Origin of the sequence: Sphingobacterium arenae, from assembly GCF_014692505.1 — a bacterium.
Lineage (GTDB): Bacteria > Bacteroidota > Bacteroidia > Sphingobacteriales > Sphingobacteriaceae > Sphingobacterium > Sphingobacterium arenae.
Window position 1 is genome coordinate 1 of sequence record NZ_JACNYK010000001.1, and the last position, 17,860, is coordinate 17,860.

The following is a 17,860-nucleotide window of genomic DNA, read 5'->3' on the forward strand; positions in this document are numbered from 1 at the left end:
TTGTACTGTACGGCCCGGACCGGAATAATTGTAACTTCTTGTTACAGCATTCCCCTATAAAGGGTATCTGCTGCGCTACATGATCATCTATTTAAAGAACTTCTATACCTCCGCTTCGCGCTTTGGCTTCTATATCTGGACCGAATGAACGGCCGGATTATCTTTTTTTAAAACCCCTCGTTCCCGAAGGGACTGCAAAGGTAAGGGAAATTTCCAACAAAACAAAATAAAATTTTCTTTTTTATCGGACCGGAACCTATCTACCGGTATCCCCCGTACCATACCCCCTCGCGGAGTGGTGCAAAGGTAGAAACTTTAACCTTATACTCCAAGGCCCAAAGCAACCTTTTACACCAAAAATATCCTAAAGCACTGAAAGGTTGGAGAATAATTTCACATCGTTTCACATAACTATCCTCCAGTTTTCTGAGCGGCACGATGGAACATGGCAAAAAATGTTAAAAATATATTTTTTATTTGGAATATACGAAACACTTCGTACATTAGCCTACGAAAACATTCGTAGTTACAAAATGAAGCCGACAGAAAGTGAAATGGAGATATTGCAAGTCCTCTGGGAAAAAGGGGAGAGCAGCGTACGACAAGTGCATGAAGAACTGAACAAAAAAGATGTCGGGTACACCGCTACTTTAAAGCTTATGCAAATTATGCTAGACAAGGGGATTGTTTCGCGAGACACTTCAGCAAAGACGCACTTGTATAAAGCTATATTAAGCAAAGAACACACCCAACACACGTTTTTAGATAAAATGATTAATACGGTTTACAATGGGTCTACTGCCCGTTTAGTTATGCAGGCACTTGGTAACAAACGTACAAGCAAGGAAGAAATCGAATTAATCAAAGAATACTTGAATACTCTTTAAATTCTATAAGGCATGGACAGCTTACACCAAAATATCACACAGGCACTCGGATGGAGCATGCTACATTCCCTTTGGCAAGGGGCATTGACATATGGAGCGCTGTGTTTTATTTATCTTCTGTTTCCAAAACTCACCTCTAAAAGTAAATATGCACTTGCTTTAGGGGGACAATTCATGCTCTCTCTAGCATTCGTAATTACGTTTGGTCACTATTTGGATACTGCGTCAACACTTAACGAAGCACCTGTACACTATAAAGGCGCATTAAGCATATCTCTCGAGGCGCCCTCTTCGATCCTAAACGTATTGGATCCCTTGTTGCCTTGGATGAGCTCTATATATGTTTTAGGCCTTTCCTTTCAGCTCGTCATTTTCAGCAGTGGTTTATCGAAACTTCATTATTTGAAAACAAGAGGTTTATCTGTTGTTCCAACGACATGGAATGAATCTCTCCTCGCGATTTGCTCCAAACTACAGATTAAACAAAGAGTCCGATTTCATTTATCCGAAAAAGTATCCGTCCCTATGGTACTAGGGCATTTGAAACCAATCATTCTATTTCCCGTTGCACTTGTGAGTAATCTTGAATTAGCCCAAGTAGAAGCCATATTAACACATGAGCTAGCGCATATCAAAAGACGGGATTATCTATTAAACTTATTGAAGGTCGCTATCGAAACTATACTATTTTTTAATCCTTTTGTCTGGCTTCTTTCACGTCATATAGAAACAGAACGGGAACATGCTTGCGACGATATCGTCATGATGTGGACTCCTTCGCCCATTGCCTACGCTCAAGCACTTATGTCTGTTGAGCTTCTTAAAACCACACCTGTTCCTATGCATGCCATGGCAGCTGTCGGTAAAAAATATCATTTATTACATCGTATGCAAAGAATCACCAATATGGAAAAGAAACGCATTCATGCACGACAACACTTTATAGCTGTCTTGCTTTGTTCATTCGCCCTAACGGCTGTTGCTTGGATCACTCCCAAAGAACAGCCCATTATTGCTGTGGAAAACGCAAATAATCTTCTAATTGTAGAGGCCCCGGTAACAACACATCAGATCCCGCCACCTGTAACTGCACCGGATTACCCTCCTCTTATCCAAGACTCGATAAAATTACGCCGTAAGTCCGAAAAGATGCTAACCGACAACATGAAGAACATGGAGGTCGAAGCGAAAAAGATTGAAGCACACTATAACTCGCCTGAATGGAAAGAAAAGGTCGCTGATATAGAAACACAAGCGAAAAGGGCAGGAGAGTATTTCAACTCGCCCGAGTGGAAAGCGAAAATAGCCGACATCGAAGCAAACGCTCGCAAAATTGAAACATACTACAATTCGTCCGAGTGGAAAGAAAAGGTCGCTGATATAGAAACACAAGCGAAAAGGGCAGGAGAGTATTTCAACTCGCCCGCGTGGAAAGCGAAAATAGCCGACATCGAAGCAAACGCTCGCAAAATTGAAACATACTACAATTCGCCCGAGTGGAAAGAAAAGGTCGCTGATATAGAAATACAAGCGAAAAGGGCAGGAGAATATTTCAACTCGCCTGAGTGGAAAGCGAAAATAGCCGACATCGAAGCAAATGCCAAAGAAATAGCAGAACACTACGTCTCCCCTTGAATAAAAACTGTCGTCATCCTCCGATAATGCACTATCTTTGTACATTACTACATCATTGTCGAGGGATGAACATTATTTATTGCATAGACCTATTAGGCACAACGGTTTTTGCCATATCGGGCGCCATGGCTGCCAACCGTTCGGGTATTGATATCTTTGGAGCGACCTTTACAGGTTTTGTAACAGCCATCGGAGGCGGATCATTACGTGACATTTTTTTGAATCTACGTCCGATATGGGTAGACGACAGTAATTATCTTATCGCCATCTTGGTAGGGGTAATCATTTCTATCATTGCGAACAAGCAACTGTACCGATTGGCGAGAACGTTAACGTTCTTCGATGCTTTGGGAATAGGCTTTTTCTGCGTGGTTGGTGTGCAAAAATCTCTTACATACGAAAGTTCTCAGACTGCTGCAGTCATCCTCGGCGTATTCTCCGCAGTCATGGGAGGGGTGATTCGCGATACGTTGATGAACGAAACACCGTTGATTTTCCGAAAAGAAATATATGCTACTGCTTGCCTTTCAGGCGCAATTATTTATCTGATCTTAGGTGCGCAGGGTGTTGATACCCTTATCAATGCCTTTATATCTACATTAACTGTTTCTACCATCCGTCTCGTGGCTGTGAAATATAAATTATCGCTACCGGGGATAGGTGGTTAGCAAAAGGTAGCGATAGCGTTATCTTCTTTTTTTCGGGTTTGGAAATTTCATTTTGTATCCCACTTCTACCATGCCTTTAGCTATGGTATCTAATTTGCCTTTTAACATCGCTTTTTTGAGCGGACTCAATTTGTCGATAAAAAGTTTGCCTTCAATATGATCGTACTCATGCTGAACAACACGAGCTGCAAGCCCGGAGAGTTCTACCTCATGTTCTTCAAAATTTTCGTCTAGATAATTAATCGTCACATGGGTGGGTCGTAAAACCTCTTCATTGATATCCGGAATACTTAAACAGCCCTCATTAAACCCCCATTTTTCTCCTTTCTCCTCTATAATAATGGGATTTATCAAGACTTTTTTAAAATTCTTCACGGAGGGGTCGCCTTCACCATCTTCATCGTCTTCTGCAAACGGAGAAGCGTCAATCACAAACAAACGAATAGGTAATCCCACTTGTGGTGCAGCAAGCCCCACTCCTCGAGCGGCGTACATAGTCTCAAACATATCGCTGATTAACCCCTTTAAATTAGGGTAATCCTCATCAATTTCTTCTGCTTTTTTTCTCAATATAGGATCGCCGTATGCGACTATCGGTAATTTCATCTAATTAACTTAATATCACACAAAGATATCAATAATAATTTATTCCGCTTTAGATTGTGCTAACTTTGTATACTATGGTGATACCCCCTGAAATAGCAAACTTTATTTCTACACTGCAGAAGGATCTGGGCATCTTCTTTTCTCGAGAAGACTTCGAGCGCGCAATCGTCCTACAAGCGCTTACGCACGATATTGCTTTGGTTATCTATTTCGAAGAAAACGCAGCACGCATCAACATGGGTGAGCGGCGCACTTTTCATATTGATTTAGATCAAATTTTAAACGATCCGTATAAAATCCGCGCCCGCATATGTTCGCTATTGGGGAGAGGTCAAGTGATCTATGGCCGTCAAACGATCGTCGCGCGTATAGATAAAGGTGTCGCCTTAGCTTTTTTAAAAGAGAATCACCTGCAGCCTGCCATTCCCGGAAAATATCGCTACGGGCTATTCGACAAGGGAGAACTCGTGTCCGTTGCTATTTTCAGCGGTGGCCGACGAATGCGGGAGCAGACGACGTCTAATTATAGATCTTTCGAGCTTATACGTTTTTGCCACAAGGCAGGATACCGTGTAGTAGGCGGCTTGTCCAAGCTCCTTAAAGCATTCATAAAAGATTTTCACCCAAATGATATCATGACCTATGTGGACAGGGATTGGGCACAGGTTTCTAACCTCCACACATTGGGTTTTGAAGTACAGGGAAACACTTCGCCCCAAGCGTTCTGGATTGTAGACAAGGAACGACATCATGTAACGGGTGTGGAACATCTCGTTCAACTCCAACAAACTTATTCTACAGGGTATCTTTCCCACAACAGCGGAAGTACAAAATTGGTGCTGCGGCTATGAAATCGATCCCAATTTGTCGAGACAGGCTATCATCGGCCATTTAAAGAAAAATAATTGGACGGAAACTAGTTTGGGTTGTGTATATTTAACACTTAGAAATTTAACTAAACAAAATAATTACATATGAAACGTAAACTACGGATGGGCATGGTTGGTGGCGGAAAAGATGCATTCATTGGTGCCGTACACCGAATCGCTGCCTTTATGGACGGAAAAATCGAGTTAGTATGCGGTGCCTTCAGCATTAATCCTGAAATTTCCCGTCAGTCTGCGGAGGAACTTTTTGTCGCTCCGGACCGCGTATATGCGGATTACGAAGAGATGATAACGAAAGAATCTCAGCTACCAGAAGGGGAGCGTATGGACTTTCTTACGGTAGTTACTCCCAATTTTCTACATTTTGCACCAGCTAAGATGGCTTTAGAAAATGGTTTTGACGTCGTCATAGAAAAACCGATGACAGTTACGCTAGAAGAGGCAAAAGAACTGAAAGCTGTTGTGGAAAAAACAGGAAGAACCCTTTGCCTCACGCATACCTATTCGGGTTATCCCATGGTAAAACAGGCAAAAGCCATGGTAAAGGAGGGACATTTCGGAAAAATCCGGAAGATTGTGGTGGAATACCCGCAAGGCTGGTTAAGCCGTCTATCAGAACGTGAAGGAAATGCCGGTGCTGCTTGGCGTGCTGATCCGAAAAAATCGGGTCTATCGCTTGTAATGGGCGATATTGGAACACATGCTGCGCATTTGGCAGAGTATGTTTCTGGACTAAAAATCACGGAACTTTGTGCCGATCTCAGCACCTTAGTAGAAGGGCGTGTATTAGATGATGACGGATCCGTATTATTACGCTTCGATAATGGCGCTAAAGGTGTTTTGATGGCGTCACAAATTTCTGCTGGCGAGGAAAATGCGGTAAGAATCCGTATTTATGGCGAAAATGGTGGGTTAGAATGGGCCAATGAAGACCCGAATAACCTGATCGTTAAAATGCTGGATCAACCTCGACAACTCTACCGGACAGGCAATGCCTACACTGCTCCTTATACGCTAAGTTCATTTGCTACACACAATACGCGTATACCTGCTGGACATCCGGAGGGATTACTGGAAGCATTTGCAAATATTTACCGCAATTTTGCCGCTACAGCAAGCGCGAAACGCGAGGGAAGGACACCTTCTCCTGAGGAATTGGATTTCCCAACCGTAGACGATGGTGTTCGGGGAATGGCTTTTGTTCAAAATGTTGTTGCCAGCAATGCCAGCAATGAGAAATGGACTAAATTTGAAATGTGAGCACGCCCACAAGCATAAACGAGATCATTCATCAGGCGAAAGAAAAACTTTCGCCTGATTTATTAATCATCATACTCGGACCTACTGCTTCTGGCAAGACCAAACTTGCTATAGAATTAGCCAGACAAACTGACGGTGAAATTATATCGGCGGATTCTCGTCAGGTATATAGAAATATGGATATCGGAACAGGCAAAGATCTGGAAGAATATCGAGGTATACCTTACCATCTTATCAATATCAAAAACCCGGGAGATAAATACAACGTCGATCTTTTTAGGCAGGACTTCTTTAAAGCTTATGATCATATTATAAATGTGCAGAAGCAACCTATACTCTGTGGTGGCTCTGGTTCCTATATACAATCTGTTTTGCAATACCGGCCCTATGCACAAATTCCCAAGGACAGCCGCCTTCAAAAAGAGTTATCTTTGCTGTCTGAAAAAGAACTTCTTACGCAGATTCATACCATTGGCATTCCTCCAGACCTCCAGATAGATTTTCAAAACCATAAACGACTGGTAAGGGCGCTCGAAATCCTTTTATATCTGCAACACCATCCGCAAGCACCGCAGCCACCGCGCATCGTTAAGAATTATCGCATTTTTGGAATTTGTCCCCCATTGGAGAAAAGAAGGGCGTCGATTACGCAAAGGTTACACACGCGTCTAAGACAAGGTCTCCTTGACGAGGTAAAGTTTCTTATTGATAATGGAACTGCCCAAGAGGATTTGATCTATTACGGCCTAGAGTATAAATATGCCACGTGGTACCTGCAAGGTTTGTTGACGTATACTGAATTTATGGAAAAATTGAACACAGAGATACACCGATATGCTAAACGGCAAATGACTTACTTTCGGAAAATGGAAAAAGACGGAATTAAAATACAGTGGTTATAGTATCGCTTTTCGCAAAATTAAAAAGGACGATTCTTGAAGGAATCGTCCTTTTTATAATTTCTTCCAGACTTACAGTTTAATTTCCTCGTCTTTGGAATTGAAGAATCTAAACTGTGTCAAATGATAAGATGATACGGTATTTAATTTAATCCATTTACCGTATTTAAAAAACCATTTGAGTCTAATGGAGAACAAACCAGACTTAATGTAGGCGCCTATATAGGGATGCACACAAAGTGTAACTCCCTTTTCGTTTTGCTCTTGTAAGATGTAACTCAAATTACTTTCGATATCGTCCAGCAATACAATGCTTGAACGAATCTCGCCAGTTCCTCCGCAGGCCGGACATTTCTCATTGGTCACGACACTCATTTCAGGTCTGACGCGTTGTCGCGTTATTTGTACCAATCCAAATTTACTTGGTGGAAGAATGGTATGCTTGGCACGATCGTTTGCCATGCACTCTTTCAAAAACCCGTACAACTCTTTGCGATTGGTTGGTTTATGCATATCGATAAAATCAATAACCACAATTCCACCCATATCACGCAATCGCAATTGCCTTGCGATCTCCTTTGCTGCTTCTTTATTAACCAGCAGCGCATTTTCTTCTTGGTTTTCTTTACTGGCAATCCGGTTACCGCTGTTGACATCCACAACGTGGAGCGCTTCTGTGTGCTCGATAACGAGGTAAGCACCGCCCTGCAGGTTTACCGTTTTGCCGAAAGCCGCCTTAATTTGTTTTTCTACGCCAAAATGGTCGAAAATAGGCTCCTTATGCTTATAAAGCTTGACTATTTTTTCCAGGTCGGGTGAAATTTCCTGCACATACGATTTTACTTCCTCGTATAACGCATAATCATTGACATGAATATGTGCGAATTCATCCGTTAAGATATCGCGCAAAATGGTAGAAGCTCTATCCATCTCGCCCAATACTTTTTGGGCTGGTTCCACACTTTTAAGGCGTCTGGTAAAAAGTTCCCATTTCGAGATTAAATCTAAAAGGTCTTTCTCTAATTCGTCAACACCTTTTCCTTCTGAAACTGTACGGATGATAACGCCAAAGTTCGGTGGTTTGATACTTTCCACGATCTTCTTCAGTCTATTCCGCTCAGCATTGCCTTTTATTCTCTTGGAGATGGAAACTGCGCTCGAAAATGGAACCAATACAACAAATCTACCTGCGATGGATAGGTCCGAACTTAATCGAGGACCTTTAGTCGAGATAGGTTCTTTGGCAATCTGCACTGGTAAAAGTAGGTTCCGACTTAATATGTCCGAAATCTTTCCCGCTTTATCAATGTCCTTTTCAAGCTTCAAACTATTGAGCAGCTTCTCTTGATAGCTGCCATTCTTTACTATTCGTGTTAGCTTGAGCAAAGACTGAACCTGAGGTCCTAAATCCAAATAATGTAAGAACGCATCTTTTTCGTAGCCCACATCTACGAAAGCAGCATTGAGGCCTGGCATGATCTTTTTAATCCGCCCTAGATAAATATCGCCTACGGCAAAATTATTATCGGCCTGCTCCTTGTTCAGCTCAACAAGCTGTTTGTCCTGTAGTAAAGCAATAGTCACTCCCTTGTCGGGAGTTGAATCAATAATTAATTCCTTTACCAACAGCTACTCATTTACGGCTCTATACACATGGTATATAACCTGATGAAACATAAAAACGTATTAATGAAAAAATACAATCTATAGTTTCATCTAAAAAACTATAGATTGTATGACATCTTAAAGGTTTTTACCTAAAAGACCAACAAGTTTTATTTCTTCTTGTGTCTATTCTTTCTTAAACGTTTTTTACGCTTGTGCGTAGCCATTTTGTGTCTTTTTCTTTTTTTTCCGCTTGGCATAGCTTTAATGTTTTTAATGAATAAATTAATATGTTAATTACTTGCTGAGTTCTTCGACACGTCTGTCGATGAACTGAGATAGGGTTGGATCTGCCGCCATCTCCTTACTTTTCTGAAAAGCAGCGATGGCTTCGTTCTTCAATCCAATATTTTCATAACCCGTTGCTAAATAAAAATATGATTCCGCATCGGGGCTTAACTCGACAACCGTTTTGAATCGCTCAATCGCTTTGTCGAATTGTCGAGACTGTAGAGAGAACAGTCCCAATGTCTTATTCGCATTGATGTTTTTTGGTTCCTTCGCAACAACCTCCTGTAACAAGGCAATTCCAGCCATTGGGTTTCCTCCACCTGTTACCATCGCCGCGCCTAATCCTGTTTTTGCGTCCAAATTGTTTTCGTCTAGAGCGGTTGCTTTTTCATACGACCGAATGGCTAATCTGTTCAGTTCTGCTGACATTGCTGTATCTTGCAGATTTGTGTATGCCGTCCGGTAGGCGTCACCAGCTTTCAACAAATACTCAAACTTGGGTGAAATCTCGGCCATCTCCTCGTAGATAAACCCTTGCGGAGCAAACTTTGCTACATCATCCCATTTTTGTACTAATTGTTCCAATAACGCCAGTTTCTCGTCGCCATTGGCTTGAGCAATTTTTTCTTCCAGTGCCGTAATTTCCTGTGCAATACTGGTATTTATCGACTGCTTGGTAATTTCTGAGACACTTTTAAGGTTAAAAGCTGACGAAGCTGCTGCATCCGCCGAATCATTTGCTCCTTTGTTTTCGTCTACCAAACCTTTTATAGGGCGCGCCAAAAGTCCTCCCATTAAGGCGACTATAATAACGATCACTACAATTTGTTTGGTATTCATCTTTGTTCAGTTTTACTTGTTGCCTTGTTTTACTTTCTCCACAAAAACTTTTGCCGGTTTAAAGCTTGGCACATAGTGTGCCGGAATAATAATCGCTGTGTTTTTTGAAATATTACGAGCTGTTTTCTCCGCTCTTTTCTTCACAACAAAACTTCCGAAACCTCTAACGTACACATTCTCTCCGCTAATCATTGCATTTTTTACTACTTTAAAAAACGCTTCTACTGTTTCTTGAACATCCACTTTCTCTAAGCCTGTTTTATTAGAGATTTCCGCAATAATTTCTGCTTTAGTCATATCTGTTTTTACTGTAATTATTTATTTCTCAACCCTTAACGCAACAGCAGTTTGGGGATGCAAAAGTATCTTTTTTTTATGACGATTAAAAATTTATTTTGTTTTTTTACCAAACTCTACCTATTCAAAAACTTTTCTGTATCAACCATTTACTATATTTCAGTTGGGCTAAGCCTAAATATAGGGACACCGTCCTTATCCGCTTCGTCCGTTCTAATACAATTTTAGTGGGATATTCAAGGCTATGGAACCGGTTAGTCCCTTTAGCGACTTAAAATTTTCTTTCGTCCTTATATCGAATCCGTAACCTATTCCCAAATCGATAATGGACAGGACACTAATGCCCACCTTTGGGGTAAGTGTATAGGGCGTGGCCTCTGCTTGTACAAAGGGAAAGATTAAACGATTGCTCAAGTAATAGGTCATACCAAGTTCCGGGATAACGGTTGTTTTGTTTTGCATCCACGTAAAGTTAGCTCCAGCATTAAGCTTTATATATTGATAATTATTCGGTGCAAACAGCCCCCAACCTGATGCTTTCAAGAAGTTTCCACTTTGGTATTGCCACCCGACTGATGGCCCCCATATCCAGCCTAATTTTTGTGGATTTTGTGCTTGTAATATTCCTGTCCAACAACAATAAATGATTATCAATCCCAGTATTATCTTCATATCTCCGAATTTCCGCCTAAATTTAACCATTTTTTTCTATTTCATAGGCTGCGTATTCCCTGGAATAAATTCATCAACAACCAAATTCTTTGATCAACCACGATAAACTTTCTATTGTCTAGTAATAGTGGTTCACAAAAAATTATCATTCGTCTTAACTTTTAAACAGCATGTACTTAAAAAAGCATCCTCACGCTAGAAACCTGCTCTCTTTTACATTTAAAAACAGGGGCTACAAGCGTTTTCCGTTTCATCCGGTTAACTGGTCTTTTTATAGTTATAAATCGCCCATCCGTTAAGGACTACTGCAAAAACCACCATGATCAGAAAATGGGTCTTTATATTCGCGAATTCACTTCCTTTCAAAACAATCATTCGCATCACTTCGATAAAGTAGGTTACAGGGCTAAATTGTGTTATTACATAGGCCCATTTAGGCATACCGTCAATAGGTGTAAATAACCCACTCATCAAAATAAACACCATCATAAAGAAAAATGCTATCGACATTGCCTGCTGTTGAGTTTCTGTATAGGTGGAAATCAATAATCCCAAACCTAATACAGCAATCAAATACACCCCGAGGTAGGCATATAATAAGAATAAATTCCCTAACGGAATAATGCCATAAACGAGCCAGCCGACACCAAATAACCCCATAGTGAATACAACAATACCGATAAACCAAAAAGGCAGGAGTTTTCCCAATATAAATTGATATTTTTTGATAGGCGTAACGTTGATTTGCTCTATCGTTCCCACTTCTTTTTCTTTGACAATATTGAGCGCACACATATATGCCCCTATCATCGTAACCAGCAATGCTAAAATCCCCGGGACCATATAAAACCGATAATTCATCGTCGGGTTAAACCAATTGGACGACGTTATTTCGATCGTTGGGAAGAGGTTGAATCTCGGCATCTGCGCCCATTCCATACGAACATCCGCGTTATAATCGGCAATGATGCGATTTAGATATGCACTTCCCAGATTGGCTTTCACACCATTAATAGCGTTGACGGCTACATAAAGCTGTTCCCCATCAGTCTGTCCGGCAGCCCCATCTTCACGAATAAGATTACGTTCAAAACCTTGTGGTATTTCCAATATTAAGTCGGCGCGGTCTTTTTCGATATCATCAAATGCCTCATTAAATCCTATTACGTAATTCGCCAGCTTGAAATATCCCGAGGCCGTTATTTTTGAAATCAATTTATGCGAATAGGGGGAATGGTCGTGATCAACAATCGTGATGTTGATATTCTTGATTTCGTAGTCGGCAGCCAGAGGGAGAATAAGCAGCTGCATGATGGGCACGACAAATAGCAGGGGTAATAAAGCTTTATTTCGGAATATCTGCTTAAATTCTTTCTGTAATAAAAATTTCAGCGTTCTCATGTCAAACGGATTTTAAATGTTTTGATATTAACGACCAGTAGTAGCATCGTCATTGTCAATAGGACGAGCGTTTCTTTCCATATTGCCGAAAAACCTAATCCTTTGACCATAACGGATTTTACAATAATATAATACCATTTAGCTGGAATAATATGCGACACCAGTTGTAAGGGATACGGCATATTTTCCAGTGGAAACATAAAACCGGTAAATAGAATGGAAGGCACTAACATGCCCATCAGCGAAATCAACATGGCCGACTGCTGCGAGGCGGTACGGTTAGAAATTAATAAGCCTAGTGAGAGAGCGGTGATAATAAACAGTGTACTTACGGCATACAAAAGCAAGATACTGCCGTTAATCGGCATGCCTAGCACCAAAACACTCAGCAACAAAATGATGGTTAAATTAATCAGCGATAAAGCAAGATAGGGCATCGCTTTCGACACAATAATTAAAAAGGGGCTGAACGGCGAAACCAACAATACTTCCATTGTTCCGGTTTCTTTTTCTTTCACGATGGCAACGGAAGTCATCAGCACGCAAACGAGCAATAAAATCAACGACATCACTCCCGGAACAAAATTTACGGCTGCTTTCAGCTCCGGATTATAAAGCATCCTTACTTCGGTATTGATTTGATAGGGCACGCGTTGTAATTGCATCAACTCGTTCTGATAATCCATCACGATTTGATTGGCATACCCGCTGATCGCCGTTGCGGTATTGGGATCGGACGCATCGGTAATCAACTGCACCTGTGCCTTATGCTGATGCAATAAATCACTATTGAAATTAGCAGGAAAGACAACCGCCATTTTTATTTCCCCATCTTTAAACGCTGTTTCAATCTGTTTATGGTTTAATAATATACGTTGGATATCAAATTGTTGGCTTGCTTGCAGCTTTCCTATAATTTGTTGCGAAGCATCATCTTTTGCATAATCACAGACGACGATTTTTGCATTTGTGATTTCGTTGGTCAGCGCAAAACCAAAAAGGATGATCTGCACTATGGGCAACCCAAACAGCATCAACAGTGTCTTTCTGTCTCGAAAAACGTGCAAAAATTCTTTCTTTATGAAGGTCGAAATATTATCCATCATTCACTCCTTTTCGCTCCTCTTGCTAATCTATAAAAAACTTCATCCATAGACGTCACAGCGTATTCTTGTTTCAATTTCGCTGGTGTATCAAGTGCTTTTATTTCACCGTCTACCATCATCGAGATCCGGTTACAATATTCCGCCTCATCCATATAATGTGTGGTCACGAAAACCGTGATACCACTATCCGCTGCTTCGTATATCAGATCCCAAAACTGACGCCTGGTTACGGGATCAACACCACCTGTCGGTTCATCAAGAAAAACAATTTTGGGTTCATGAAGAATGGCTACCGAGAAGGATAGCTTTTGCTTCCAGCCCAAGGGCAATGCACCGACCATCTTTTTAGCTTCACATTCCATACCTAATGTTCCTATCAGCTGCTCACTTTTTTCTTTCAATTGCTTATCCGACAGACCGTATATACCACCAAAAAAACGAATATTTTCTAGGATGGTTAAATCCTCATACAGCGAAAACTTCTGGCTCATATAGCCGATGTTCTTTTTGATTTCTTCGGTTTGCTTATAAATATCGAATCCGGCAATAGTCGCCGTTCCCGACGAGGGTTTAGATAAGCCGCACAACATACGCATCGCCGTTGTTTTTCCGGCACCATTCGCTCCAAGAAAACCAAATATTTCTCCTCGATACACATCAAAGGTGATTTCATTGGCGGCGATAAAATCGCCGAATCGTTTTGTAAGTTTGTCAGTATGTATTACAGTGTCCATTCTTAATCTTCCATTAATTTGATAAAACAATCTTCAATGGTTGGCGTGATTGGCCTTAGCTCTATATTGGTATGTTGTTTTTCTTCCAAAACACGGATGAGCTTCTCATTCATATTCTGATTATTATCTTTGAATGTAACATGATGGTATGCACCAAACGCGTTACAGCTTTTTATGATTCCGGTATTTTTTAAATCCTGCAACAGACTCCCCATATTATCTGACTTCACAGCAAAAAGGCTTTCCGAAAATTTCCCTATAATGTTTTCGGGTGTGTCGATAGACATGATGCGCCCGTCCTGTATCAACGCAATCCGCTCGCAAAGTGTGGCTTCATCCATATAGGGAGTAGAGACCAATATGGTAATACCTTGCTGTTTCAGGCGTTTTAGCATCTCCCAAAATTCTTTTCTAGAAACGACATCCACACCTGTGGTTGGTTCATCTAGAAAGAGAATAGTTGGGCGATGTATCAATGCGCAGCATAATGCTAACTTCTGCTTCATACCACCCGAAAGTTTACCCGCTCTCCGATCCTTAAAAGGCTCTAATTGTATGTATATATCCTTGATAAGGTCGTAGTTTTCTTTTACACTGGTATTAAATATCGACGCAAAAAAGTTCAGGTTTTCCTGTACCGATAAATCCTGATACAAAGAGAATCTACCCGGCATATAACCCACATTTTTACGAATAGTCTTATAATCTTTCACCACATCAAAACCATTTACAGAAGCTGTTCCCCCATTCGGTAAAAGCAAGGTGGTGAGGATTCGAAAAATGCTCGTTTTGCCCGCACCGTCGGGTCCAATCAATCCAAACAATTCACCCTTGTCGACATGAAATGACACAGCATTTACTGCCTGCACAATTCCTTTATTATAGGTCTTCGAAATATTATTTAAAATAACGTCTTTCATTTTCCACTGTTCATTTTTCCCTCTCCATGAAATAAAACCTCCCCATACATACCAATTTTATATGTACCATCATTCGTAACCTTTACCTTTATCGCATAAACCATATTTGCTCGCTCGTCTTTCGTTTGTATAGTTTTTGGGGTAAACTCTGCTTTGTCACTGATCCAGGCTATCATCCCCTTCACTTCCTTATACCCTCCGTTACCATCGTCCGTTCTAACGATCACCTTTTGGTTGAGTTTGATTTGTGGCAACTGATTTCCGGTAATATATGCCCGCAGAATGATATTGGACAGATCAGCGATTTTATACAATGGTTTCCCTATGGTTGCCATCTCATTGGTTTCGGTATATTTTGTTAAGACTGTTCCGGCTATCGGGTTTACAATATGGCATTTGCCCAACCGGTCTTCTAACTGTTCGATCTGTACTTCTAACGGAATAACATCTTTGTTAATGCCTTCGCTAGAAATGCTTAAAGATGATTTTTGCGCTTCAATTTGCTTCTTCAGCACGTCAATTTGTGCGTTCATATCGTCTAACTGCTTGGGTGTAGCGGCATCGCCTTTTACCAGATTGGCTATTCTGACTTTCTCTCTTTCAGACGTCCTTAGCTGTTCCTGCAAAGCAGATAACTGAATCGGAATGTTCGGTTTCTTCCCGGCTAATGCGATTACCTGCGCCTCCAATTGTTTTTTTTGTAGATACAATTGCATACTGTCAATATAACCGATACGTTGCCCGGCTTGTATGGTTTGCCCTTCCTGAATATCAAAAACTTTTAACATTCCTTGGGTTTCTGCTGATATGATCGTCTCTTCGGCTTCAAACAAACCGGAAGCATCAAAAGAATGTCGATTACTATTGCACGCCGATAAAATAACTATTACCATTATCTTAAATAAGACGTATCGATTTTCTGGGGTTGTATTCATGGTTGTCGATTTTAATTCCCTGAAGTTGTTTTAAAATTGTACTGTGCCATCAAAAGCTGAATTTTGTGAACAATCAGATTTTGCTTTGCTTGGTCTTCTGCATGGGTATATGTGAGATAATCGTTTGTGGTAATCGTTCCGTACGCCAACTGATTTTGCGCAGATAACGTTATGTTTTCCCTCAATAGAACGATATCTTGGTCTGTTTGTATCAGTTCTTCTAGTTTAGATATTTCACTATTCTGCTGTTTTAGCGTCAAGTTAGTATTGAATAAGAAGGTTTCTTTTTGCACGTCAAGGGCATTCTGATTTAGATTCAGTATTTGTTTTTCCTGTTTCTGTGTATAGAAGCTGGAAATATTCCATGTGAGACGGACGCCTCCGATATAATACAAATCGAAGTTATTGTTTAGCATATTTAACGCAGGCCTGCCATAACCTCCCTGAAAAAAAAGATTAAAACGAGGGAGCATCTTCGTGTCTATGAGCTTGTTCTGCACATCGAAAGTTTTCTTTTGTATTTCAAACAATTTTAGTTCCGGACGATTGATTTCTGGCGTCAAAGAAGTTATGTATGGTTTTTCCAGTATCGTGTTTTCATCAACGGGTTGATTAACGAATAGGGAAAGCATATCGGCATACCCTTTTCGGATTGCTTTCAACTCGATGGTACGTTGATCGGCTTTTAATAGTTCTGCTTGCAGCACATCTGCACTACTTTTCAAAGCTGTTCCATTAGCAATGGCCACGTCGTTTTTGTTCATTCCGGAACGGATGTCTTTTTTCAAGATTTCAGCTTGGATTAGCTGCGCATCAATCAGTAGGATACCAAAGTAGAATTGGTTGATACGTTCTTTTAATTTGTACAATTCCACTTCTATTTTTTGTTCTTCCACAGCTGTATTCGCATAAATGAGTTCTTTTTGATGTTTAACGGTAAATAAATCGGTGAGCGGTTGTGACACCTCTCCATATAATTTGTATTGATCTTTACTTATAGAAGGAATATCGACGTTGGGGAGAGAGATAGGCACTTGTGTTACATCCGATTGATAACTTACTTGTCCGCTAAGGTTTATTTGTGGCAGATAACCTTTTGCGGCATTAGTCAAGGAATATTCCTTTGTTTTGTCCAGGAGCGCATGTTGTTTAATTAAAGGGTAGTTGCTTTCTGCGAGTTGATAGCAGGCGTCTATGGTTAGCAATTTGGACGACTGCCCATAGATGTTGTAGGCTGTTATGAACCAACAGCTCATGATAACCAGCCCCCTCCTAAATATTATTCTAATCATGATTTTAATTGTTTTGTTTTAATCATTTGATTAACTATAGAATAAAAAAATACCTTATGTTTCTAACATTATTTTTGCCCATTTAGCAATTAGTACCTTTCTTTCTTCCATCTGCATTTTAAACGTGTTATCATCTGCAAATAGAACTTGCTTTGCTATAAAAGGGAAAACCGTCATCCCAAGCAGCGACACGATAAAGTGTACTGGCTCTACATCCGGTTTTCTCTCCCTTAGCTGGCGGACAAAAGAAGAATTTTGTAACAGCTTTCTGACCTGTAGTCTATCTTTAAAGCCCTCCGGATTCGCCTTAATCTCGCCCAGAACAAATAAGGGTAAATCCGGATTGTCAACGAGCAAATTGATATAGTTCTCCACCAGGGTTTCTATCTTTTCATCTAATGTCAAATCATCATTGTTGACTATCGGTAATATCACGCTAAACAATAATTGTAGCTTTTCTGCCATAATCAACTGGAACAACTTTTCTTTACTACGAAAATAGTAATTGAGCAATGCCAGATTAATACCCGCTTCTTCTGCTATATCGCGTGTACGAGTTGCTACATAACCTTTTTGCGTAAACACCTTACTCGCTGCCTGTATAATTTTCTCTTCTGTAGATGTATCTAAATTCTTTGTCCCTTTACTTTTCGCCATGTAATCTATGTCCTTACAGCAACAAAGATAAAGACTATTTTTTTGATTAACCAAATATTTTAATCAAATGATTAAAATATCATGATAAGACCATTTATTCCCTACTTCCGTTAAACAAAAAAGTCATTTCCCTGTAGGGAAATGACTTTTTATATGTGACCCCGGAGAGGCTCGAACTCTCGACCCACTGATTAAGAGTCTGTTGCTCTACCAGCTGAGCTACAAGGTCAAAACGTCGTTTCTGACTTACATAGGCAATATATGAACA

Annotated in this window: 18 protein-coding genes and 1 tRNA gene; 6 read left to right on the forward strand and 13 right to left on the reverse strand. The window is 40.5% G+C overall.

The features are described 5' to 3' along the window. Window positions 1–455 precede the first annotated feature (455 nt). From H8B17_RS00005 to H8B17_RS00015, 3 genes are all read left to right on the forward strand, one after another. Complete coding sequence (locus tag H8B17_RS00005) at window positions 456–887, forward strand: BlaI/MecI/CopY family transcriptional regulator (protein WP_223816258.1); 432 nt, start codon at window positions 456–458, stop codon at window positions 885–887. A 12-nt stretch (window positions 888–899) separates the two neighbouring features. Then, window positions 900–2,522: a M56 family metallopeptidase gene (locus H8B17_RS00010; protein ID WP_190307143.1), complete on the forward strand. Its 1,623-nt coding sequence runs from the start codon at window positions 900–902 to the stop codon at window positions 2,520–2,522. A 65-nt stretch (window positions 2,523–2,587) separates the two neighbouring features. After that, the gene (locus H8B17_RS00015) at window positions 2,588–3,190 is read left to right on the forward strand and encodes a trimeric intracellular cation channel family protein (protein ID WP_190307144.1); all 603 of its coding nucleotides are present in this window, start codon (window positions 2,588–2,590) and stop codon (window positions 3,188–3,190) included. A gap of 18 nt (window positions 3,191–3,208) precedes the next feature. Here the strand turns inward: H8B17_RS00015 and def are convergent, their stop codons facing one another. Next, window positions 3,209–3,796, reverse strand: a complete 588-nt coding sequence (gene def, locus H8B17_RS00020; protein WP_190307145.1) for a peptide deformylase — start codon at window positions 3,794–3,796, stop codon at window positions 3,209–3,211. A 74-nt stretch (window positions 3,797–3,870) separates the two neighbouring features. Here def and H8B17_RS00025 point away from each other — a divergent pair, with 74 nt between their 5' ends. From H8B17_RS00025 to miaA, 3 genes are all read left to right on the forward strand, one after another. Further along, window positions 3,871–4,647 (forward strand): hypothetical protein, encoded by a 777-nt coding sequence (locus H8B17_RS00025; RefSeq protein WP_190307146.1) that lies wholly within the window; start codon window positions 3,871–3,873, stop codon window positions 4,645–4,647. A 123-nt stretch (window positions 4,648–4,770) separates the two neighbouring features. Next, window positions 4,771–5,943, forward strand: coding sequence for a Gfo/Idh/MocA family protein (locus H8B17_RS00030; protein WP_190307147.1), 1,173 nt, complete (start codon window positions 4,771–4,773; stop codon window positions 5,941–5,943). Continuing rightward, on the forward strand, window positions 5,940–6,845 hold the full coding sequence (gene miaA, locus H8B17_RS00035) for a tRNA (adenosine(37)-N6)-dimethylallyltransferase MiaA (RefSeq protein WP_317170975.1): 906 nt from the start codon (window positions 5,940–5,942) through the stop codon (window positions 6,843–6,845). The genes H8B17_RS00030 and miaA overlap by 4 nt, the downstream gene beginning before the upstream one ends. A 69-nt stretch (window positions 6,846–6,914) precedes the next feature. On the opposite strand, the gene H8B17_RS00040 is transcribed toward miaA, so the two are convergent. The 12 genes from H8B17_RS00040 to H8B17_RS00095 all read right to left on the reverse strand — a co-directional run bounded on the left by H8B17_RS00040 (window position 6,915) and on the right by H8B17_RS00095 (window position 17,821). Further along, entirely contained in the window at window positions 6,915–8,468 is a 1,554-nt protein-coding gene (locus tag H8B17_RS00040) for an Rne/Rng family ribonuclease (protein ID WP_190307148.1), read from the reverse strand. 276 nt (window positions 8,469–8,744) lie between these two features. After that, complete coding sequence (locus tag H8B17_RS00045) at window positions 8,745–9,578, reverse strand: tetratricopeptide repeat protein (RefSeq protein WP_190307149.1); 834 nt, start codon at window positions 9,576–9,578, stop codon at window positions 8,745–8,747. A gap of 12 nt (window positions 9,579–9,590) precedes the next feature. Further along, window positions 9,591–9,875, reverse strand: coding sequence for an HU family DNA-binding protein (locus H8B17_RS00050; protein ID WP_093364748.1), 285 nt, complete (start codon window positions 9,873–9,875; stop codon window positions 9,591–9,593). Window positions 9,876–10,088: 213 nt separating this feature from the next. Further along, window positions 10,089–10,547, reverse strand: a complete 459-nt coding sequence (locus H8B17_RS00055; protein WP_223816259.1) for a hypothetical protein — start codon at window positions 10,545–10,547, stop codon at window positions 10,089–10,091. Between the two features lie 258 nt (window positions 10,548–10,805). Further along, complete coding sequence (locus H8B17_RS00060; protein ID WP_190307150.1) at window positions 10,806–11,948, reverse strand: ABC transporter permease; 1,143 nt, start codon at window positions 11,946–11,948, stop codon at window positions 10,806–10,808. Continuing rightward, window positions 11,945–13,054 carry an ABC transporter permease gene (locus H8B17_RS00065; protein ID WP_223816260.1) on the reverse strand — a complete coding sequence of 370 codons (1,110 nt, stop codon included), beginning with the start codon at window positions 13,052–13,054 and terminating at the stop codon, window positions 11,945–11,947. The genes H8B17_RS00060 and H8B17_RS00065 overlap by 4 nt, the downstream gene beginning before the upstream one ends. After that, complete coding sequence (locus H8B17_RS00070) at window positions 13,051–13,788, reverse strand: ABC transporter ATP-binding protein (protein ID WP_190307151.1); 738 nt, start codon at window positions 13,786–13,788, stop codon at window positions 13,051–13,053. Before H8B17_RS00070 ends, H8B17_RS00065 begins: the two co-directional genes overlap by 4 nt. Window positions 13,789–13,790: 2 nt before the next feature. After that, window positions 13,791–14,708 carry an ABC transporter ATP-binding protein gene (locus H8B17_RS00075; protein ID WP_190307152.1) on the reverse strand — a complete coding sequence of 306 codons (918 nt, stop codon included), beginning with the start codon at window positions 14,706–14,708 and terminating at the stop codon, window positions 13,791–13,793. Next, a complete protein-coding gene (locus H8B17_RS00080) occupies window positions 14,705–15,643 on the reverse strand; it encodes an HlyD family secretion protein (RefSeq protein WP_190307153.1) in 939 nt (312 codons plus the stop codon). The genes H8B17_RS00075 and H8B17_RS00080 overlap by 4 nt, the downstream gene beginning before the upstream one ends. Before the next feature lie 11 nt (window positions 15,644–15,654). Then, window positions 15,655–16,935: a TolC family protein gene (locus tag H8B17_RS00085; RefSeq protein ID WP_190307154.1), complete on the reverse strand. Its 1,281-nt coding sequence runs from the start codon at window positions 16,933–16,935 to the stop codon at window positions 15,655–15,657. 54 nt (window positions 16,936–16,989) lie between these two features. Further along, entirely contained in the window at window positions 16,990–17,592 is a 603-nt protein-coding gene (locus tag H8B17_RS00090; RefSeq protein ID WP_190307155.1) for a TetR/AcrR family transcriptional regulator, read from the reverse strand. 156 nt (window positions 17,593–17,748) lie between these two features. After that, window positions 17,749–17,821 (reverse strand) — tRNA-Lys (locus H8B17_RS00095). Between the last annotated feature and the right edge of the window lie 39 nt (window positions 17,822–17,860).